Source organism: Streptomyces sp. FXJ1.172, assembly GCF_001636945.3.
Lineage (GTDB): Bacteria > Actinomycetota > Actinomycetes > Streptomycetales > Streptomycetaceae > Streptomyces.
In genome coordinates this window covers 8,156,189-8,176,309 of record NZ_CP119133.2, presented here as the reverse complement: position 1 = coordinate 8,176,309, position 20,121 = coordinate 8,156,189, and the positions used below count along the sequence as shown (strand labels likewise).

Sequence of the window (20,121 nt, the reverse complement as noted above, 5' to 3'; positions counted from 1 at the left end):
GTCACACATAGCCGCCTGGGTTCTCACCGCTGTGAAGACGCGATGGCCGGCGTCCCACGGGTGCGGGACACCGGCCATCGGCCGCGTTCAGTGGGCGGCGGCCGTGTGCAGGGCCTTGGCGTACAGGGTCTTCCAGAGCCTTCCGGCGCCCGGCATCACGAAGAAGACGAGGAGCACGATGGAGGCCAGGGTGAAGGGGAATGGGCGTACCCACTGGTTCCAGTTCGCGAAACGGTCGCCGATGGTCAGGGAGTACAGCCGGTCCGAGGAGTAGATGGTGACCAGCAAGGTGAGGAACTCGGCCCAGTGAGGCATGGTCGGCGTGCGGAAGATGTGCTTCATGACGGTCTCCTCTCTCAGCCGAAGTGGCGGATGCGGGCTGCGGTCGCGGGCGCGTAGGGCAGCCAGTCGCTGGTCGTTCCAGTGGTGACGAATTCGGCGACGGCGGTTGCGAATTCGAGGCTCAGGGTGCGCTGGGCGTCGCCGGCGCCGGCGAGGACGGGGCTGCCGGGGTAGGCGTCGAAGGTGTTGAAGAGGAAGGGCAGTTCGGCACAGTGGGTGGCGCCCAGGGCGTACGGGTCCTCGGCGGGGGCGTAGTCGAACTGGTAGACGTAGGTGGTGTTGCCGCCGGCCGCGTGATGGTCGGCGATCTCCAGCGAGCCGTCGCGGAAGAGGCCGTCGGTCTGCACCGAGATGAAGATCTGCGCCGGTGTCGCCTGCGGGAGGCGGGCGGCGTGCTGCTGGTAGACGTCCAGGGCGGTGTGTCGGCCGGCCTGGGCGGTGAGGACGTCCAGGGCGGTTTCGGTGGTGAGGTTCTGGATGCGGGGGTCGAAGGCGAAGAAGGCCGTCGCTTCGTCGCGGGTGGTGCCGATCAGCAGGGTCTTGCCCTCCAAAGCGCCGTCATTGAGCGCCTGTTGCCGGGTGCGGGGCATGCCGGGGGCACCGAGGACCGGGTACATCGGCGGAGCCGCGTTACCCGGAGCCGCGAGCTGGACGGAGAGGCGGCCGTAGGCGTCCAGCAGTTGCTCGGCCGGCAGGGCACGCAGGGCCTTCGCGGCATCAGTGCCGACTGGGATGTCCAGCAGGCGCAGGTAGGCGTCGGCGTTCTCGGCGGCCTGGTGCGGATCCTGTGGGTTCAGGCCGAAGGGGCCGCTCTGCAGCAGCACCCGGGTGATGGATCCGTTCGTCTCGGGGTCGAGCGCGAGCGATAGGGCCGAGTACGCTCCGGCGGACTGCCCGCCGACGGTGACCGTGCGCGGGTCGCCGCCGAAGGAGGCGATGTTGTTCTGCACCCAGCGCAGCACGGCGGCCTGGTCCTGGGGGCCGAGGTTGGCTGCGCCGATCTGCGGCAGGTAGAGATAACCCAGCGGTCCCACCCGGTAGTTGGCGGTAACGACCACGATGTCGCCCAGCGCGGCGAGGCGGCCGCCGTCGTACCAGTCCCAGCCGCCGGAGCCGCTGGTGAAGCCGCCGCCGTGCCACCAGAGCAGGACGGGTCGGGCCGCACCGTCCGCCAGCGCCCGGCGTGGAGTGAAGACGTTGACGGTCAGGCTGCCGTCCTCGTTCCAGTCCGGCACGCGCTGCCCCTGCACCTTCTCCAGCCGGGAGGCCGCCTGCGGAACGGAGGGGCCGGCCTTGGCCGCGTCCCGCACGTCCGTCCAGCCCGGGTGCGGCTGCGGCGGCGCGAACCGCAGCTCGCCGACCGGCGACGCGGCGTAAGGGATTCCCCGGAAGGAGACCGCCTCGCCCTCCGCAACTCCCCTGACCTTGCCCCGGTCGGTGTCCACCACCGTGTGCTCGATGCCGGTCATCGTGCTCACCTGCTCTCTCGTCTCGGTTGCTCTGAGACGTTTCTAAGCCGAGGCGAGAATCTGAGCCAGAAATGACCATCTGGATCGAGGAAAAAGGACATAGGATCTCGGTCTGTGGAGAGAGTGCGCCATCTGTTGAATGAAACGGACAGTCGGATCGCCGCCGCGATGCTGGCCGCACCACGCGCCTCGTGGCGCACGGTCGGCCGGGTCCTGGGCATCTCGGAGCGCACTGTCGTACGCCGGGCTGCACCACTGTTCGGCGACGGGACGCTGCGGGCCACGGCCGTGCGCAACCCCGTGCACTTCCCCGAGCTGATTCCGCTGGCCCTGCGCATCCGGTGCAAGCCCAACCGGATCAGCGCCATCGCCGCCACCCTGGCCCGCCGCCCCGACACCATCTGGGTCGACGTCCTCGGCGGCGGCGACGAGATCTGCACCATCCTGTTCCTGGACGGACCGGACGCCCGCAACAACCTGCTGCTGCGCGACCTGCCCGCCACCCCCGCGGTCCAGTCCTGGACCTCGCACGTCCTGCTCCGGGTCTTCCCGGCCGCCTTCGACTGGAGCGGCGGCCTGCTGACACAGACCGAACTGACCAGCCTGCGGCCCGACCTGTCCGCGGCACCTACCCGCCCCGTCCTCCAGCCCCTCGACCACCAGCTGATCACCGCACTGATCGAGGACGGCCGAGCCCCCTACACCGACCTCGCCCGCCGCGCCAACACCACCGCCCTGACCGCTCGCCGCCGGGTAGAGGCACTGGTCAACGGCCAGGTACTCAGACTCGCGACCGAAGTCGATCTGGCCCGGCTGGGCGTCCGGACCGAGGCACTCCTGTGGATCACCGTCGCACCTGGCGGACTGGAGGAAACGGGCCAGCAGCTCAGCCGCCACCCACAGGTCCGCTTCGCTTCCGCCACCACCGGCTCGGCCAACCTCCTTGTGGCCGTCGCGGCAACCGACCTCGACGCGCTCTACCACTTCCTGAGCGAGACCATCGGCGCCCTCGAACACATCACCACCCTTGAGGTCACCCCCATCCTGACCGGTGTGAAGAGAACCGGCCTGGTCCGCCCGGGCAGCCTCTGAGCCGATCACAGGTTCCGGGTAGGCACCACCGGAACCGTGGCATTCTCTCGAGGGGCAAAACGGTCGAGCTCCCGACCCGACTCACTTCGGAGCCTGCGAGCCTTGCTCTGCGAGTGTGACCTTCCGGCCCGCGCGCGCCGCCTCTCGGATCCGCTCCAGCATGCGGTGTCGCCGGACGGCGTGCCGGAAGTCGGGAACGCCCTCCTCATCTGGCGCAAGGTTCCCGGTGATCTGGTCGCGCAGAAGCGCGTACTCGTGGGCGACGTTGCAGGCGGGCTCGGTGGATCGCTCGGTCCATTGCGTCAGCGACCGCTGATAGCGGGCGGGAACCGCTAGCTCGGCCAACGTGCCGTCCTCTCCCCGGGCTCCGCTGAGCCGCAGCCCCCCGTACCACCACTGAGCCTGGTCGGCCTTGACGACGAGATCGCCGTCCGTGCCGTTGATCTCCCAGTAAAACGCGGTGGCGCGTGAGGTCCCACCGCGGATGTGCATTGCGGCTACGGCCCCCGACTCCAGCACCCCGGTGACGGCGATCTGGTCCTCTGCAGTCTTGGCCGCGACCGCCCCGCTCGTGACGTGGGTGACCTCCGGGCGCAGGTTTTCGATGAGAGCCGACACCTCACGGAACTCCCCGAGCACCATGGTCAGCGCGTCGACCGAGTGCCCGAAGGGGATCGACAGCAGCGTGGCGCCGCTGGTGACGTCCAGCACGTACGCATAGTTGTCGTCGTAGGTGGCGCCGCCGATCCAGCCCGACCCGAGCATGCTGGTCGACAGCACCCGCCCCACGTAGCCGTCGGCGACCAGGTCCCGCAGATACCGCAGTGGCGGAGCCGACCGGGCCTGCAGGCCGACGGCCGTGAGCACACTCCTGCGATGCGCGAGGCCGGCCAACTCCTCGGCCTGCGCGAGGTCGGCACCGAGCGGCCACTCGCTGAACACCATCTTTCCCGCTTCCAGCGCGGGACGGATGAGCTCCAGGTGATGCGGAACCTTCACCGTCACCACCACGAGATCGACTTCCTCACTGCGGGCCAGCTCCTCCGCGCTGCCGTAGGCCAGCGGCACCGCATACTTCTCGCCGGCCGCACGCGCGGATTCGGCGCTGCTGGCGCTCAGCGCCCGCAACTCGTATCCATCGAGCCCGGCCAGTGCCGGCACATGGGCAGCGGCCGCCCACCCGCCGCTCGCGCTCAGACCCACGACACCGACGCGGATCGGCTCCCGATGAGGGGAAGTGGACGTCATGTGCGCCCCGGCGTTCGCGGTCATCTGCTCTCTCATCTCAAAGCGGCCCATAGCCATGGAGGACACGGTCTGAGCAACACGGTCAGTTACACGTCGATCGGCTTGCCGTTCGTTACAGCGGAACCTCACTCAGCGAGCTCGCTCCGCCGCGCCCTGCCCAGCGGCACGTCGGTGCCTCCGAACCGGCCGAGGAACAACCGAACGAACGACCGGCGCTGCTCTACTTCGCGTCCTGGGGCGAGGCGGTTCATCGCGTCTACGGCGACGGGGCCAGCTCGATGGGAAGGTGCCGGGGGCCCCGCAACACGGCGCTGTTCCGGTAGGGAGGAGGGTCTTCGACCAGAGTTGCGGTGGTGAGATGGGGAAGGAGTGCTCCCAGGGCGATCTGGGCTTCGACCCGGGCGAGGGGTGCGCCGTAGCAGATGTGGATGCCGCTGCCGAATCCGAGGTGCTGGTTGTCCCGGCGGGTGGGGTCGAACCGGTCGGGATCGCGGAATCGCTTGGGGTCACGGTTGCCCGAGGCCAACACGAGTAGCACGGGTACGCCCTTGGGGATGGTCGTGCCGGCGACGTCGACGTGGGTGAGGGGAATACGCTCCAGCAAGTGGACGGGGGGCTCGTAGCGCAGCAGTTCCTCCACTGCGCCAGGAAGCAGGTCGGGTTCATGGCGCAGGCGCGCCAGCTGGTCGGGGTGGCGCAGCAGGGTGAGGACGCCGTTGGTGATCAGATTGACCGTGGTCTCGTGTCCAGCGACGAGCAGCAGCACGGCGGTGGCCGCCAGTTCCTCGCGGGTGAGCCCTCCGCTCGGGTCCGGGTCGTTGACGAACGCGGACAGCATGTCGTCACCCGGGCGGCCGCGGCGCTGCTCGGCGAGGTCCACCAGGTAGCGGCCCATCTGCGCCCGGGCCTGGTTGCCGGCCCGTTGGCTCGTGCCGAGGTCCTCACCGGGCCGGATGTCGCCGGAGTCGATGATGGCGTTGGACCACTCGCGGAAGGTCGGCTCGTCTTCGCGCGGTACACCAAGGAGTCGGCAGATGACGGAGACGGGCAGGGGATAGGCGAAGTCGTCGACGACGTCGACTCGCGTACGGCCCTGGAGCGACTCGATCAGTTCGTCGGTGATCCGGGTGATCTCGTCTCGCATCGCGTCGATCCTGCCCGGACTGTGCGGGGGACCGAACGGCCGTGTGGCCAGACTGCGCAGCCTGCGGTGTTCGGGGTCATCGAGCCGGATGAAAGGGCGGGGCTCTTCCTCATCCGCAGGCAGGCCGCTGTACGTGCCGGCGCGGTTGCGGCGGTCCGAGCTGAGCCGTGGGTTGTGGAACAGGGCGACAATGTCGTAGTACCCGCCAACCAGGTAGCTGCCGTCCGTCTGCCGCGCCACGCCCGCCTCGCGGAGTTCCGCGTACAGCGGGTACGGGTCGGGGCGGTTGGCGTAGTCGGTGATCCGCTCCAGCAGGGTGTCGACAGCCATCGACGGGCTCCTCGTGACAGGGAAGAACGGAAGGGTCAGCCGGCGGCCCGGACCACGGTCAGCCGGCGGTCCGGCAGGTGACCGGTCAGCGCGACGGTGGGGCCGTGGGACAGCCCCCTTGGATCCGGCACGTCGGAGGGAAGCGCGAATTCGGTCACCAGCGGATGGCCGTCGGCCGCGCCGGGCGCGGGCGGGAACGGGGCGGCGGCCTCGATCAGGCCCTGGTAGTACTCCAGCCACTTGGCCATGTTGACGGTGACGGCGGCAGTGATGCGGCCCCGGTAACCGTAGACCGCCACCAGACGGCGTTCACTGAGCGAGCCCTGGGCAATGACCACCTGGTCGGAGTAGGTAGGGACACCCACGGACTTGATGTTGACCCCGAACTGACTCGACCAGAAGACCGGAACCGCGAGGTGGGGACGCCGCGGCGGCCCGGAACTGATCATGTTGTGGGCCGCCACCTCGGCCTGCGCGACCGCGTTGCCCCAGTGCTCCAAGGAGAGCATCTGGTAGTCGAAGAGCGGATGGGGGAAGCGGGAGACGTCACCCGCCACGAACACGTCGTCGGTGACGATCCCGTACATGTCGAAGGCGCGGCACCCCGCGTCACAGGCGACCCCGTGCGGGCCCGCCGCCAGCCCGGAATCCGCCAGCCACTCGACGTTGCGGACCGCACCCATGGCGATGACGCACACGTCCGCGTCGATGTGGCTGCCGTCGGAGAGATCGGCTCCGGTGAACCGCCCGCCGTCGTTCCCGCACAGCGCGGTGACCGTCACTCCGCAGCGCAGGTCCACGCCGTGGGCCCGCTGCAGGCCGGCCGCGAACCTCGCCAGCGTGCCGCCGAGGGCGCCCACCAGCGGTGCGGTACCACGTTCTGCAACCGTGACCTCGATGCCCCGCTCCCGGCAGGCCGAGGCGATCTCCGAACCGGTGAAGCCAGCGCCGATGACCAGCACCCGGCGCGGCCCGGCGGCCAGCCGCTCGGCCAGGCACCCGGCGTCGTCACGCGTTCGCAGGGTGAAGACTCCGTCCAGGGCAGCCTGCTCCGGTCGGGGCCAGGGGCGCGCCCGGGTTCCGGTGGCGATCAGCAGCCGGTCGTAGGGCAGGGACTCGCCGTCGGCCAGCAGGACCTGACGGCCGACCGGGTCGAGCCCCGTGGCACGCACTCCGAGGCGCCAGTCGGCGTCCGGGTCGCGGCGCATCGGCAGCCCGGTAGTGTCCGCCGCCGACACACCGAGCAAAACCTGCTTGGACAGCGGCGGTCTGTCGTAGGGCGGGTGGGGCTCGTCCCCGACCACGGTCAGGGAGCCGGTGAAGCCCCTCTCGCGCAGTGCCTCAGCGGCCCGCAACCCGGCCAGCGACGCGCCGACGATGACGATGGGGCCCTCCCGAAGGTCACCGGGCCCGGGCACCGGCGGTCACCGCCTCACCCACGAGGATCGCCTGGACCGGGCACGCTGCAGCGGCCTGGCGCACGCGCTCCAGCTGCTCGTCCGGGACTTCCTGGCGGTACAGCAGCGCTTCCTCGCCATGCAGCTCGAACATCTCCGGTGCGAGAAACACGCACTGCGCATAGGCCTGGCAGCGGGTGAGGTCCACGACGATCCGCATCCCAGGCCTCTCCCTCCGTCGCCTCGAGCCCTCTGTCTCTTTTTAGGCTCCGGAACGCGCCAGGTGCCAGCCCGACTACTCCGTCGGGGCCGGATCCAGCGGGCAAGGGTGTTCGAGAACGCGCAGGTGGGCCGGAATGAGGCTGCGATCGGGCACCAGGAACGGAGGCGCTGCGAAAGGGATGAGTGTGGGGATCACCGGCGCCGACCCGACCGCAGGTACACGATCACACAGAGCTCTACCATCACGTCAGCCTCGCCCAGACGGGCCCTGACCGCACGCCGATGAATGCAGACCGACAGTGGCCGGCACGGCCACCGGATGCTTTGGGAAGCGGTCATCCTCTCGCCTGCTGCTGCCGTAACTACACCGCGTCAACCGCTCACGCCAGGATCAGAAACAGCTTCTTTGCGGGTCGAGGCAGACATCGTGGGCATGGGCGTCGGGTTTGGCATATCCATCGCGGCCCAGCCCAAAGTCATCCGATCGCGAGCTGTCCGCCGCGTGCCTCGAGAACCGCGCCGGTGATGTAGCTGGCGCGGGACGAAACAAGGAACAGAACCGCTTCCGCGATTTCTTCAGGGTCTGCGACCCGCCCCAGTACGGTAGTTCGCCCGATCACCTGGAGGGTTTCACCTCCCATCTCCTCCGTCCCGGGGGTATGGACAGGGCCCGGAGCCACGGCGTTCACGCGGACGCCCTGGGCGCCGAACTCGTCAGCCCATACTCGTGTGAGAAGTTCGAGTGCAGCTTTGGAGGCCCCGTAAGCGCCCGATTCCCGCACCGGCGTGGTAGCCGCCGCTGTACTCACATTCACGATGACGCCACGCCCCCGCTCAGCCATTCCCGGAGCGAGAGCACCGACCAGGAGCATCGGCGCGCGTGAGTTGACGGCCATCTGAGCGTCGAACATCTCGGCGGTAGTGTCCGGCGTACTGGCGAACCGATAGATACCGGCGTTGTTGATCAGAACGTCCACCTCGCCTGCTTCAGCGGCAAGACGCAGGACATCTTCAGAGCTACTCAGATCCGCAGCAACGAACCGAGCCTTCCCGCCTGCGGCAGCGATCTCTTTGACGGTCTCCGCACCCCGCTGCTCGTCCCGCCCGTGGACGATGACCGAGGCCCCCGACGCTGCCAGGCGCAGGGCCACGGCCCGGCCGATGCCGGCGGTAGCGCCGGTGACAAGAGCGGTGGATCCGTCCAGTTCTGCAGCCATGAAAAGCTCCTCCAAGCCGAGAGGAACGACATGCTGTCGGTTGTTCCTCGTGTAACTGATGATCCTGATGGTTCATGCCATGGCGACGACGGACCCACGCCGGACAGATCGTTGATCATGGTCCAGCCCGGGGCCGTGGCCCAGGCGGTCTTGGGAGGCCGGCGAGCTCGCCTTCGCTGATCACGTCCGCGGGCGACTGGTACGCGCCGTACTGCCGCCGGGGGGTGGAGGCGCCACCCCCGCTGTCCGGCGTGCCAATGCCCCGGCCCTGACGGTGACGCAGACTTCCGGGTACCCGGCCGGCGAGCGTGACGGCCCCGCTCGGGCGCCTGGCGCGGCTGCTCGACGTCCCGCCGGAACTCGCCCATAGCAGTCCGGCATACGGCTCTCGCGCGACGGCCATGGGGCCGGGCGGCGTGTGTGCGCACCAGGCACTCGGTGCGGCTGCGAGCCTCGCTTCACGTCCGCAGACGTCGGCGGTGCATCGGGCACGTGTCCCGTGACCGTGGGGCTTCAGCTTGCCAGTGGTAAGTGGAGGAGGAGTGCGCTGTGTGCTGCGGCCAGGGGGTGTCGGTGGTGGGGGTGCCGGTGCGGATGAAGCCGAGCCAGGCGGTGCACACACGGCGGCCGAGGGACTCGATGTCCTGCGGGCGGGCGCCGGCGAGCATGGGGGCGTCGGCCCAGTCGGCGTCGGTGTCGAAGAGGAAGCGCAGTTCGATGCAGTGGGCGGCGCCGAAGACGGAGTCGGGGGCGGCGGCGTCGAACCGGTAGGCCCATACGCGGGCGCCCGCCTCACTGAGATGGACGGCCGGCTTACGGGAGGGACGGGCGAAGGCGAACTCCCTCGCGGCGTGTTCCACGCCGTCGGCGGCGAGCGCGGAGCCCGGGACGGGACCTCGCGCACCCGGCGCGGCACCGGGTTCACGGCGTTGAAGGCGGCCATCTCCCGTTCGGTGATGCCGATGGTGATGCCGATGGTGACGTCCAGGCCGGGTTCCCGGCGGGTGAGAACGTCGGTCCAAGCCGCGCCGTCCGGGAGCGGGCCGACGCCCCCGACCGGCACGAACGGTGGACGGAGTTGAGCCGGAGCCTGCCGGCGGCCTCTCGGGCGACGGCGCTCTGGGCGCCCAGGGTGTCCGACACCGGGGCACCGTGCGGATTCGTGCCGAGCCGGGAGAGGAAACGCTCGGCGGCGCGCTTGGCGCAGTCGGCCTCGCCGAGGCTCAGCCCTGCCGAGGTGCTGTTCACGATGGCACCGTGGAACAGGCCCTCGGTCCCGGGCATGCCCAACAGGCACTGCACGCTGTGGGCGCTCGCGGGCCGGCCGGCCAGGGTGACATGGCCGGTGTGCCCCGCCGAACGAGGCGATGCCGTCCCGCACCCACCGCAGCGCCGCCAACTGGTCGGAGACGCCGAGGTTGCCCTCGGGGATCCCCGGGGAGCGCAGACAGCCGAAAGCGCCGAGCCGGTAGTCGACCGAGACGACGATTACGGCGTCCGACCGACTGGTCGGGCGATCCGATCGGCGGTTCGAACCTCCTGCAGACCCACAGGTGTTGAGGTACCCACGGGGACTCGAGCGAGGCCCCCGACTGCGGGTCCGCCGACAGTGACATGGGCGAGCCCGCGCTCAGCGACCTGGGCGACCGGGTGGGCCCGACCGCGACAGTCATTCAGTCAGTGCGTCGCGGTGACAGGAAGCTAGGACTTCCTGCGGGCAGACGTCCGGCCTGCCGGCCAGCAACTGCGGGCCCTCGGCGCGGAGGATGGCCGCCCTCTGATCGTGGCCCGAGCCAGTGGTACCCGATGCGCCGGGACCACTGGCTTCTCGGCCCTACCATGTGCGTGGTTGTAGCGTGGCGGTGCGGTCAGAGCCGACCTGCCACGAAGTCGGCCACCTGGGTGCCGAGTTGCTGGCCCGCGTGGTTGTCAAGGGAGGTGTGCTGGCCGGACCAGATCCGGCTGAGCCACGCTTCGGTGGCGGCGTCCTGAAAGCCGGTGAAGGTTCGAGTGACGCCCTTCGAGGTCACCGCAAAATGATGCCCCGCCCCGTAGAGTCCGGCGAGCGTCGTTGCCGCAGCCTGGCTGAGAGCGCCGTGAGCGCCGGGATAGGACGGATCCGGTGCGGTCGGCAGCAGAGGGGTCCAGCTGGGATCCCCGACGATGCTCGGGTTGTAGTGCGTACCGCCGAGCCGGATGGCCGTCACGGGCCGCCATACGCGGTAGGCGTACTTGGCGTCATACATCGCGATCGCGGTGTCGGCGAGGGACAGGTCGAGCCGGGCGAAGACCTTCACCGCCTTCTCCAGGTTCGCGTTCTGGGAGGTGACAAGGCCCTGCGCGACCTGGTTCCAGACGTTCCAGACGGGCGCCGCCGCCCAGAACTTCGCGGCTGCCGTCTGATCGGAAGTGCGGGTGGTGCTGGTCTTGCTCCCCAGGCTCTTGACCTCGTTCAAGGCGGTGGCGTACGCGGCGCTGCTCACGGCCGGCGGCGGTGCCGGGCGGAACTGCCGTCCGTCGGCCAGTACGAACGGCTTGACCGAGCCCCAGTCGGTGAACACCGGTGTCGGGAAATTGGGAGGGGTGGGCCGGTAGTCACCGGCTTTGTCGCCGGGGCGGAACCGCTGCGGCTTGGCTGAGGATCCGTCATTGGACCGCAGGGTGATCAGCCTGCGGGCGACCTCAGCTCCCACACCAATACCCGCCTGCTTGCCCGGGCCGCCCGGAATCGCGGACAATTGGCTGCTCAGCCGCTGGTCCACGCCTGCGCGCTTGGCCGGGTAAAGGGCGACCAGCACATCGTGGGCTGCCTGGTCCGCTGCGGCGTCCGCACGAGCACCTCTTGGCGCCGTCACCGAGAACACGTAGGCGGGGCCGGCACGGGTGATCGATACCACCGCGTCGTACTCGGCAGCCTGCAGAAGCGCGAAGCTGCGCGTGGGTTGGACGGTGGACGGCTGCGCCTTCGGATTGCTGAGGATGGTGACGAGCTCGCGGTTCCACTCCACGACCGACATCCCTGCCCCCGTCGCGGCGGTGCGCAGGGCCGGCGAGTGAGCGGTGGTGGACCCGAAGGCCGGGCCGGCGAGTCCGGCTGCCAGCGCGGCTCCGGCAAGTATGGCGAGTGTCTTCTGCTTTCCACCCATGTTCTGTAGCTCCTTGTCGCTGGTGGCGGGCTGTGACAACTGGCGGTCATCCGCGTGGCTCATCTGGGTCGGCCACGCGAGCGTGATGGTGTCGGGGTGGTGCGGGCCGGCAGCCAGGTCGAGATGGCGGCGGTCGTGGAGGACGAGTTGCTCGGCGGGTTCCGCGGCAGCTGCGACGGGGCCGGGGTAGTCCAGGGCCCTCCGGTCCACGAGGGCCTTCCGGCGTAGCAGCCAGGCGCGTTCGGCTCCGGGGGCCAGCACTGGGTCCATCTCGCGGCGCAGATCTGGCGCATGCGTATGCCTCGTGCGGGGGCGGGGCGTCGATGCCCTTGCCGCTGTTCGGGGTGACGTCCACGCTCACACCTCCGCCGGTACGCAGGGGCCGGCGCCGCAGCGTTGACACAGCACCGTGTTGTGGTGGGGGCCGCCGCGATCGAGTGCCGATGGGCGGGCCGCGGACCGCATGGGCACCTGGGCCGGGCCCGGGCAGCCGTCGATGGGACACGGCTTGTGGGTCGCGAAGGACCACTCGGCGGGGGTGTCGGGTGGCCCTTCGCCGCGGCCGCCCCCGGTGGTCCGTCGCTGTGCTGCGGCGCCGGCCCCGGCAGGGGGTCGCAGCTCCTGCGGAGCGTCCGGCCCGGTCATGGCGAGCACCTCAGGCAGGCGCGGACTTCGCGGCCGCTGCGTGTCTGACGAATCTCGGTCGACTGGGCGAGGAACTGGACGATGCCGGTGCCACGGCCGTGTTCGTCGGAGGCGATGCCGGGGCGATGACGCTCCACGGCCGCGCCGGAGTCGGTGACCACGATGTGCAGAGTTTCGTGATCGAGGGCGAGCAGCAGGGTCATGCGCTCATGGCCGTACTGGGCAGCGTTGGCGGCGAGTTCGTCAACGATGAGAATGGCGGAGTCCCGCTCACCCGCGGGCACACTCCAGGTCTCCAGCAAATCGGCTGCGAAGTGACGAGCGGCGGAGACGTGCGCCTCCTGCGCCGGCAGGGTGAGCAGTGCATGGCGGCGGCAGGGCCGGCCGAGCAGTGAAGTCGGGCTGGGGGAATCGGTCACGAACATGGTCTTCTGGCTCTTCTGTCGATGTGCGGAGACCGGAACGGGGTGACCGCAAGCAATCGGGGGTGGTCGGTAGGCCGGAGCCTGATCCTGCGTGGGCGCGCTCAATCAGTTCCACGGACGACACATGCCGGATGGTTCGAGCTATTTGCCTTTTTTGTTCCGATTCCTGCGCGTCATGTCAATGTCGGCGCCTGTCTGGGCTCAGCTGCCTCTGTCCAGAGCTGGCTGTTGCGCGGTCGGACTGGGCACCGGCAGCTCGGTCCCCTCGCCCGTGGTCTTCCGGACGACCCCGTGGAAGCGTCGCGCCGTAGACCGGGACGGACGTGCCTACATTTCGGCTGGATCGCGGTCCTCCGCGTGCAGACGTGATGGATCCTCTTCTCCGGGTTGTACGGACTTCAGGAAAAAGAAGAGTCGTGCGCGCCCCGTCGGCCCGCTCATGCATGAAGTCAGCTGCGGACTGGGCCGGTTCGACGGAGCGGGGGCGAGAGTGACCAGGGCCCGGAAACCGTCGGCGCGTCGTGGGAAGGGCCAGGGTGTCGGTTTTCGCCTCCTCCGGCGGAAGCGGAGATGTATGCCGCCGCACCCCTTTCGCACAGCCGTGCCCGCCCGTGTACGCGGTCGGCACCCGCGGGGCCCGGCGCGGGATGGCCGACCGGCCCCTGCGGAGGTCGCGTGACGGAAGCAGGCCAGAGCCCCACGACCGAGTTCCAGAACTGCCCCGGTACCGACACAGCCGCCCGAGACAGGTCGTGCAGGGGAAGCAGCCGCCGCAGCTGACCGGCCCCGCGATGTGTGGCACCACCGCGGACAGATCGATCGGATGGCTGCTTCAACCCACCTCTCGACCCTCGACCTGCTGGTCGCGTACCCGGACGGGCTTCACCTTGATCAACCTGGCCGGGGTGATCCTTCCCGGCTGGCGGCGGCCGACTCGACCATCAGCCGCCTCCGCGCGCTGGCTGCCGCTCAGCCCCTCGGTCATACAGGTGCCGGTGTCGGCCTCCGAGGCCGCCACACTCATCGGCCGCGAGCCCTTGTCGGACGGCCGCGCCGATCCCGGAGCCACGCGGCGCGGCGGGATCGAGGGGCTACGGTGATCACGAGCGTGCCCGTCCAGCCGGTGTCACGGGCAGAAACCTCTTCCATGGCCATCAGCTGGACGTCCTGTGCGCGCCCCTCCAGCTCGGTCCACCCAGGTCTTGAGGCGGCCCGGTGCTTGTCGAATGATCGGGGTCCCTCGCCGCGGAGCGCCCGGCCTTTCGAAGGCGACGTCGTCTTGGCCTCTTGTGCCACCAATCCTCACGCCCTGCTGCTGCCGTCATGCCACTGGGCGACCGGCCGCCCAGTGACATGACCGCCATGGTCTGGCCTCACGCTCGGATGGTGACCAGCTTCTGACCGTTGCCCGCGAGGATCTCGAAGTGCTCGATGGCTCCCGGAGCCATGGCGACCGCTCCTGGGATCGTGGTGCCGGGAGGGTACTCGCCTGCCCGCCAGGTAGCGCCGTCCGTCCTGGCCCCGCCGGGCCCGACCGCCTGCAGCCGACAGGTGATTCCGGCGGGTGCCCCTCCTGCGGAGATCTGCAGGACACTGCCCCAGGCAGAGGGCGAGACCTTCACCGAGGCGGAGACGCCGGTGGCGGGATCGCTCCCGGAGAAGGTGCGCCAGACAGTCGGCGCGGTCGGCCCGGGCGGCCTCGCCTGACTGCCCACGGATCCGATTGCCGCCAGCCATGTGCCACCGGCCGCTGCCGCGATGAACGTCAGCGAGACTGCAGCGCCGGCCAGTTGCAGGCGCCAAGACCTGCGGCGCCTGGCCGCAGCCTGCTGGAGCAGCCTCTCCAGCACACCCCCCTCTGGGGTCTTCGACACCGCGGGCGCGGCGGGCCGTTCGGGGAGCGGGGAGCCCTGCGCGCTTTCGGCTGCCCGTACCATCAGTCGGTCGGTCAAATCCGTTTCGGCCGCCAGCACCGTCTGGCCCGAGGCTTCGGCTTCGGTCACCGTCGCCAGCAGCGCAGGCAATCCCGCCAGCTGGGCGTGTTCGGCCCGGCATTCGGTGCATGCCGCGAGGTGGATGCGCACCTGTTCCATTTCCGCCGAGGGCAGCGTGCCCAAGACGTAACCTCCCAGCGTCAGCCGGAGGGCGTCGTGCTCCGGACTCATGGTCGCCGCCTCCTGCCCGCCACGGTCATGGCTCGATCCCCCGTTCCTGCAGCGCCAGCCGCAGGGCGTGCAGGGCGTAGTACGTCCGCGACTTCACTGTGCCCAGCGGGACGCCCAGCACCTGTGCGGCCTCCGCCATGGTCCGGCCCCGGTAGTAGGTCTCCAGCAGGACGGCGCGGTGGTCCGGGGACAGTGACCGGACGGCTTCGGCAACCGCCCAGCTCTGCAGTGCCTGCTCGATCTCGTCCTTGCCCGGCTTCTGCTCGGCGGCTCGCTCCAGCACATCGCCGCCGGCCTCGGCCGGCCTGGACTGCCGGGCCCGGTGGGCGTCGATGACCAGGTGTCGAGCGACCGTACACAGCCATGCCCGGGCCGGACCGCGTGCGGGGTCGAACGCGGCGGGATGCTGCCACGCTCGCAGCAGTGTCTCCTGTACCACGTCCTCTGCCCATTGCCAGTCTCCTGAGGTCAGTCGCAGCACGTAGTGGAACAGGGCTCCTGAGTGCTCCGCGTACAGCGTGCGCAGCAGTTCCTCATCCGCGGTCGAAAGGGTCCCTCTATCAGAGACACGGTGCGCGGAGCGATCCGGATCGGTCCTTGAACCACGTTTTCGGGAACTCCAGGGCATACCACGATCATCAGGCATATGCGCCGCTTTGTCCTGCACGAACAGCTCGGCACGGGTCACGCACTGTGAGTGCTGCAGGTGGTACGCCCTTGCGGCGTTACGACCTCGCCATGGTCAAGCATGCGCGGGTCCGGACCGACTGAACTGCAGCGATCCCATGAAGTCCCACAAAAGGTGCGTATCAATCGAACCGCTGCAGCCATGCCGTCCGTGGAGGCGAACAAGAACCGGCTTACGCGCAACTCCTCATCGCTTCCCCTGCGGCAAGGGGTGGAACAGGGGTGACCGAAATGCACCACGCGACGCACGCGCTCTCGCCCGGCCCGGCTCCCCCGCCCCCGTGCATCGAAGCCGGTGCCACTCTGCAGCCCCGACCGATGTCCAGCACACACCACGCCGATGGCGCTACGCACAGTGATCGGCGGCTGAGCGGCGACCGGGGCAGAACTCCATCCGGGCCAGTGTGCCCATCACCCGTATGGGCGACGCCGACCTGCCCCGAGTCGCTCGCGGCTGCCTGCTCGGGCGAACTGCCGCGTGTCGCCTTCATCCTCGTGGCGCGGCAGGGCGGATGCGCAGCGCGGAGCACCTCGAGGCGGGCAGCCGGCACGGGGGCACTCAGGCTCGCTCGCCGGGTCCGTGAGGGACGCGTGCCCGTGAACGCGGCATCCACCACATCCCTGCGGTTGCGTGCGCCCGAGCCGGCGCAGTTCCCGTCTCCGCCTGATCAGTGAGGAACGCACACCATGTACGTGAACCTTCGCCCACCAACTCGGCGATCCCGTGCTGCGGCCGGGCTGGCCGTCGCCACCATCGCCACCGCCGGTGCGCTGGGGCTCCTCAGCTCATGCGGCCCGTCGTCGCATCCCTCGTCCTCCGGAGCCGGCGTCATCACGCCCGGTCCGGGTCAGCACCAGACCCCCGGGATGCCCGGTGCCACGGGGTCGGGGAAAGCGGCGGGCTCCGCTCCCGGCGCCTCCCCGATGCCCAGCATGAGCATGCCCATGAGTACCTCGAGCACGGGCGCGGCGGCCGCGCCGGTGACCGGGAATGCCGTCGCGATCAAGAACTTCGCATTCTCTCCGGCCACGTTGCAGGTCAAAGCGGGCACGACGGTGACCTGGACCAACCAGGACACCGACGCCCACACCGTCACCAGCGCCGCATCGGGTGGCCCCCTGCGCTCGGCCGCCCTGGCCACCCACGCCACCTACAGCTACACGTTCACCAAGCCCGGCACCTACGCCTACATCTGCACCATCCATCCGTTCATGACCGCCACCGTGGAGGTGACCCAATGACCGACTACTACGACCGTCACGACGGAGCACCGGCCGACGACGCCGGCCAGCATGAAACCGAACACGGTATGACCCGGCGTCAACTCATGCGTCACGCCGGATGGTTCGGCGGCGCGGTGGTGCTGACCGTGGCCAGCGGAGAGGTGATCAGCCACATCGCGGACTCCCGGGACACCAACGCCGGGGCTGCCGCCGAGGCCGTCGCAGCGGGAAGCGGCACGCTGCGGTTCGTCCAGGTCTCCGACAGCCATATCGGGTTCCAGGGCCCGGCGAACATGGACGTGGCCGGCTCATTCACCGAAGCGATCAACCAGGTCAACTCACTTGGATTCAGACCGGACTTCGTCATGCACAGCGGCGACCTGACCCACCTGTCCACGGCCGGGCAGTTCGACCAGGTCAAGCAGATGATGACCGGAATGCAGACAGACCGCGTCTTCACCGTACCGGGCGAACACGACTCCATCGGCGACGCAGGCCGCGCCTACCGGCAGACCTTCGGCAAGGGCACGCTCGGCGACGGCTGGTACAGCTTCGACACCCATGGCGTGCACTTCATCGCCCTGGTCAACACCCTGAGCCTGGAGAAACTCGGGCACCTCGGCAACACGCAGATCGACTTCGTACGCAAAGACCTGGCGGGACTGCCATCGGACACCCCCATCGTGGTCTTCAGCCACATCCCGCTCTTCGCCATGTACCCGAAGTGGGGCTGGAGCACCGACGACGCCCTCAAGGTCATCGCCCTCCTGCGCCGCTTCTCCTCCGTCACCTGTCTCAACGGACACGTCCACCAACTGTTCACCAAGACAGAGGGCAACATCACCTTCCACTCCGCCACCACCACCGCCTACCCCCTGCCCAAACCGGGCCGCGCCCCCGCCCCCACGCCCCAGGTCGTCCCTGCCCGGCAGCTCAAGGACGCACTCGGCATCCGCAGCGTCGGCTACCGCCAAGGCGACCGCGAACTGGCCATCAAGGACCAGAGGCTGGCATGAACACCCAAAGATTCCTCGTCCCTACCCTACGGGCGGCGACCGCCGCAACCCTCGCCGCCGGCGGATACATCCACGCCCAGCTCTACATCGACGGGTACCGCTTCATCCACATCATCGGCCCCCTGTTCCTGCTCCAGGCCAGCGCATCCTTCGCCCTCGCTGCCCTGCTGCTGATCGGGACACCACCCCCGCTGCTGAGGATCTCCGAGGCAGGCGTCGCGCTCGGCGCCCTCGGCGGCTTCACCGCTTCGCGCACCGTTGGCGTGTTCGGATTCACCGAGCGCGGTCTGCAACCGGCACCACAAGCCGTCCTCAGCCTCCTCGCTGAAACCGGCACGCTGCTGCTCCTCGCCATCTGGCAAGTGAGCGCGACCAGACAACGCCGCGCTGCCCGACCGCCCGTCAGTACATCCATCCGGAACCGATCCATCACCCGTACACCACCCAACTGAACCACCACCACGACGGGTCACGTCGGGACAGTAAATCGTTCGGCGAACTCCACGGCCTCGGCCTCATCAACGTCGTCCGCAGCGACCGAGGCGCCGCCGAGCTACGCAAGCGGTTCCCGAACGTTCCGGTCATGTCGACCGAGCATCCACGCTGGGCCGACGAGGTCCTCGAGGCGGCCGCCGACCGCCCGGTGAGTGTGGCCACGACCCGATCGGCAGGTAGCTGGCGTAGAGCCTTCTGGACCTGTTGACGCCGGGCGGGAAGCTGGTCAGCTACGGGCAGATCGCCCAGGAGCCGATCTCGGTGCACGCGTCGAAGCTGCTGCACAAATCGCTGACGCTGCAGGGCAAGAACATCGGCCGGTGGCTGTCCGAGGTCTCCGCCGAGAGGCGGGCATCCGACGTCGCCACCGCGAAGCTGATCGCGCTGACGTTCAAGGACCAGTTCGAAGTGGCCGCCACGTACGGCCTCGGCGCACTGACCGACGCCGTCGAACACGCAGTAGGGCCCGGCAAGGTCGGCACCGTCCTCGTACGCCCTTGGTAGCTGTTTCGGATGGGACACCCCGGGCCCACGGCGCGCATCTGCCGAGCGGTGACCGGCTCGCGTCCGTGTCACGGGCTACGCGACCCACTGCCACCGGGCGTATCGGCTCATCGGGCTCCGGTTGCGCCCCGGCGACGTGCACCGCACGCTGCTCGTATGGACCGCCCCCCAGAAGGCAGTTTGCTGCCCATACTGGTGCCGGGCGCGGCGGGTAGCGTCGGCGCCGTCGGCCGAACCGTGGTCGAAATTCTCCGGCAACGGGACCTGCCCGTGCGGGCCATGGTGCGTCGCGACGACGAACGGGCGGAGGCGCTGCGTGCGACGGGTGCCGAGGTCGTCGTCGGAGACCTCACGCGTGCGGGCGATGTGGCTGACGCCCTGTCCGGTTGCGGGCGGATGTACTTCGGCATGGGCGTATCGGCGCAGTATCTGGAGGCTGCCATGACGGTGGCGGCCGTCGCGCGTGCGTACGGGCGCCTGGAAGCGTTCGTGAACATGTCGCAGCTGACCGTCTCCGAGATGGACCTCACCAGCACCTCCGAGTCTGTGCAGCAGCGGCACCACTGGCTGGTGGAGCAGGTCCTCGGCTGGTCAGGCCTGCCCGTCGTCCAGATCAGGCCCACCGTGTTCATGGAGAACCCGCTGTTCCGTGTCGGCTTCTCCTCGATCGCGAAGGACGGAAGCATCAGACTGCCCTTCGGCCAGGCGAAAACCTCCCCCGTGGCAGCCGGGGACGTCGCCGCGGTCGTGGCAGAGATCCTGGCCGATCCGGCCCCGCACACCGGCCGCGTCTATGGGCTGACCGGCCCCCGCTCGGAGGACATCTCCGCCATGGCGGAGGAGGTTTCCACAGCTCTGGGCCAGCCGGTCAGTTACACCGACGTCGGCCTGCAGGAATGGATCGACGACGACCTCAGACCGCTGGGGCTGCCGGACCACGTCTTCCAGCACATCTCCACCATGGCTCGCCTTCACGCGGAGAACCGATACGACCGCAGGGCGGACGGCGTCGAGCAGGTCATCGGACGGCCTCCGACCGGGGTCACTGAATACGTCCGTGAGAACCCCGGCCTGCTCAGTCCCTGAAGCCGAGTCCTCGCGGCGCGGGTCGCGTAGATGTCAGAGGACGCTTCCGCGAAGTCGTACAGATACTGGGCAGCTGGGGCGGTCACGACGGAGCCCTCGGCGCGTGGCCGCCACCGCTCCACGCCGCCATGGGCTTCGAGGGCATCCGAGACCAGGTCGCTCATTGTCTTCTGCTGTCCCAGTGAGCCGGGTGCCGTCCAATACCACCTCACGCACGTCTACTCGAAGCTCCGCATCTACTCCCGCAGCGAACTGGTTGGGTCAAAT

19 protein-coding genes and 1 pseudogene are annotated in these 20,121 nt (G+C 69.3%); 6 read left to right on the top strand and 14 right to left on the bottom strand.

What is annotated here, in order from left to right:
* Positions 1–87 precede the first annotated feature (87 nt).
* Positions 88–342 carry a hypothetical protein gene (locus A6P39_RS36950; RefSeq protein ID WP_067051792.1) on the bottom strand — a complete coding sequence of 85 codons (255 nt, stop codon included), beginning with the start codon at positions 340–342 and terminating at the stop codon, positions 88–90.
* A gap of 14 nt (positions 343–356) precedes the next feature.
* Positions 357–1,811, bottom strand: a complete 1,455-nt coding sequence (locus A6P39_RS36945) for a carboxylesterase/lipase family protein (protein ID WP_067051797.1) — start codon at positions 1,809–1,811, stop codon at positions 357–359.
* Between the two features lie 135 nt (positions 1,812–1,946).
* On the opposite strand from A6P39_RS36945, the gene A6P39_RS36940 reads away from it, so the two are divergent.
* A complete protein-coding gene (locus tag A6P39_RS36940; protein ID WP_331454175.1) occupies positions 1,947–2,903 on the top strand; it encodes an Lrp/AsnC family transcriptional regulator in 957 nt (318 codons plus the stop codon).
* Between the two features lie 81 nt (positions 2,904–2,984).
* Here A6P39_RS36940 and A6P39_RS36935 read toward each other — a convergent pair whose 3' ends face one another.
* The 12 genes and pseudogenes from A6P39_RS36935 to A6P39_RS36885 form a co-directional block, all read right to left on the bottom strand.
* Positions 2,985–4,175 (bottom strand): Gfo/Idh/MocA family oxidoreductase, encoded by a 1,191-nt coding sequence (locus tag A6P39_RS36935; protein WP_234379098.1) that lies wholly within the window; start codon positions 4,173–4,175, stop codon positions 2,985–2,987.
* A 232-nt stretch (positions 4,176–4,407) separates the two neighbouring features.
* Positions 4,408–5,625 carry a cytochrome P450 gene (locus tag A6P39_RS36930; RefSeq protein ID WP_067051802.1) on the bottom strand — a complete coding sequence of 406 codons (1,218 nt, stop codon included), beginning with the start codon at positions 5,623–5,625 and terminating at the stop codon, positions 4,408–4,410.
* A gap of 35 nt (positions 5,626–5,660) precedes the next feature.
* Positions 5,661–7,043, bottom strand: coding sequence for an NAD(P)/FAD-dependent oxidoreductase (locus tag A6P39_RS36925; protein ID WP_067051803.1), 1,383 nt, complete (start codon positions 7,041–7,043; stop codon positions 5,661–5,663).
* The gene (locus A6P39_RS36920; RefSeq protein WP_067051804.1) at positions 7,027–7,242 is read right to left on the bottom strand and encodes a ferredoxin; all 216 of its coding nucleotides are present in this window, start codon (positions 7,240–7,242) and stop codon (positions 7,027–7,029) included. The genes A6P39_RS36925 and A6P39_RS36920 overlap by 17 nt, the downstream gene beginning before the upstream one ends.
* 478 nt (positions 7,243–7,720) lie before the next feature.
* Entirely contained in the window at positions 7,721–8,461 is a 741-nt protein-coding gene (locus A6P39_RS36915; RefSeq protein ID WP_067052109.1) for an SDR family NAD(P)-dependent oxidoreductase, read from the bottom strand.
* A gap of 458 nt (positions 8,462–8,919) precedes the next feature.
* Positions 8,920–9,321 carry a carboxylesterase family protein gene (locus A6P39_RS36910; RefSeq protein WP_067051805.1) on the bottom strand — a complete coding sequence of 134 codons (402 nt, stop codon included), beginning with the start codon at positions 9,319–9,321 and terminating at the stop codon, positions 8,920–8,922.
* Positions 9,322–9,824: 503 nt separating this feature from the next.
* Positions 9,825–9,953, bottom strand: a pseudogene (locus A6P39_RS45630) (carboxylesterase family protein); the annotation flags it as partial.
* 376 nt (positions 9,954–10,329) lie between these two features.
* Entirely contained in the window at positions 10,330–11,670 is a 1,341-nt protein-coding gene (locus A6P39_RS36905) for a vanadium-dependent haloperoxidase (RefSeq protein ID WP_199840929.1), read from the bottom strand.
* Positions 11,671–12,248: 578 nt separating this feature from the next.
* Positions 12,249–12,671: an ATP-binding protein gene (locus tag A6P39_RS36900; protein WP_228623664.1), complete on the bottom strand. Its 423-nt coding sequence runs from the start codon at positions 12,669–12,671 to the stop codon at positions 12,249–12,251.
* Positions 12,672–13,509: 838 nt separating this feature from the next.
* Positions 13,510–13,701: a hypothetical protein gene (locus tag A6P39_RS36895; RefSeq protein ID WP_067051807.1), complete on the bottom strand. Its 192-nt coding sequence runs from the start codon at positions 13,699–13,701 to the stop codon at positions 13,510–13,512.
* 349 nt (positions 13,702–14,050) lie between these two features.
* The gene (locus tag A6P39_RS36890) at positions 14,051–14,842 is read right to left on the bottom strand and encodes an anti-sigma factor (protein WP_067051810.1); all 792 of its coding nucleotides are present in this window, start codon (positions 14,840–14,842) and stop codon (positions 14,051–14,053) included.
* A gap of 25 nt (positions 14,843–14,867) precedes the next feature.
* Positions 14,868–15,470 (bottom strand): sigma-70 family RNA polymerase sigma factor, encoded by a 603-nt coding sequence (locus A6P39_RS36885; RefSeq protein ID WP_079133628.1) that lies wholly within the window; start codon positions 15,468–15,470, stop codon positions 14,868–14,870.
* A 1,004-nt stretch (positions 15,471–16,474) separates the two neighbouring features.
* Between A6P39_RS36885 and A6P39_RS36880 the strand changes: the two genes are divergently transcribed.
* The 5 genes from A6P39_RS36880 to A6P39_RS36860 all read left to right on the top strand — a co-directional run bounded on the left by A6P39_RS36880 (position 16,475) and on the right by A6P39_RS36860 (position 19,854).
* Positions 16,475–16,771, top strand: a complete 297-nt coding sequence (locus A6P39_RS36880; RefSeq protein ID WP_067051812.1) for a plastocyanin/azurin family copper-binding protein — start codon at positions 16,475–16,477, stop codon at positions 16,769–16,771.
* Positions 16,768–17,769 carry a metallophosphoesterase family protein gene (locus tag A6P39_RS36875; protein ID WP_067051813.1) on the top strand — a complete coding sequence of 334 codons (1,002 nt, stop codon included), beginning with the start codon at positions 16,768–16,770 and terminating at the stop codon, positions 17,767–17,769. Before A6P39_RS36880 ends, A6P39_RS36875 begins: the two co-directional genes overlap by 4 nt.
* Positions 17,766–18,221, top strand: coding sequence for a hypothetical protein (locus tag A6P39_RS36870; protein WP_067051815.1), 456 nt, complete (start codon positions 17,766–17,768; stop codon positions 18,219–18,221). Before A6P39_RS36875 ends, A6P39_RS36870 begins: the two co-directional genes overlap by 4 nt.
* A 247-nt stretch (positions 18,222–18,468) precedes the next feature.
* The gene (locus A6P39_RS36865; protein ID WP_234379100.1) at positions 18,469–18,768 is read left to right on the top strand and encodes a hypothetical protein; all 300 of its coding nucleotides are present in this window, start codon (positions 18,469–18,471) and stop codon (positions 18,766–18,768) included.
* Positions 18,769–18,924: 156 nt separating this feature from the next.
* Positions 18,925–19,854, top strand: a complete 930-nt coding sequence (locus A6P39_RS36860; RefSeq protein ID WP_067051816.1) for an NAD(P)H-binding protein — start codon at positions 18,925–18,927, stop codon at positions 19,852–19,854.
* Positions 19,855–20,121 lie beyond the last annotated feature (267 nt).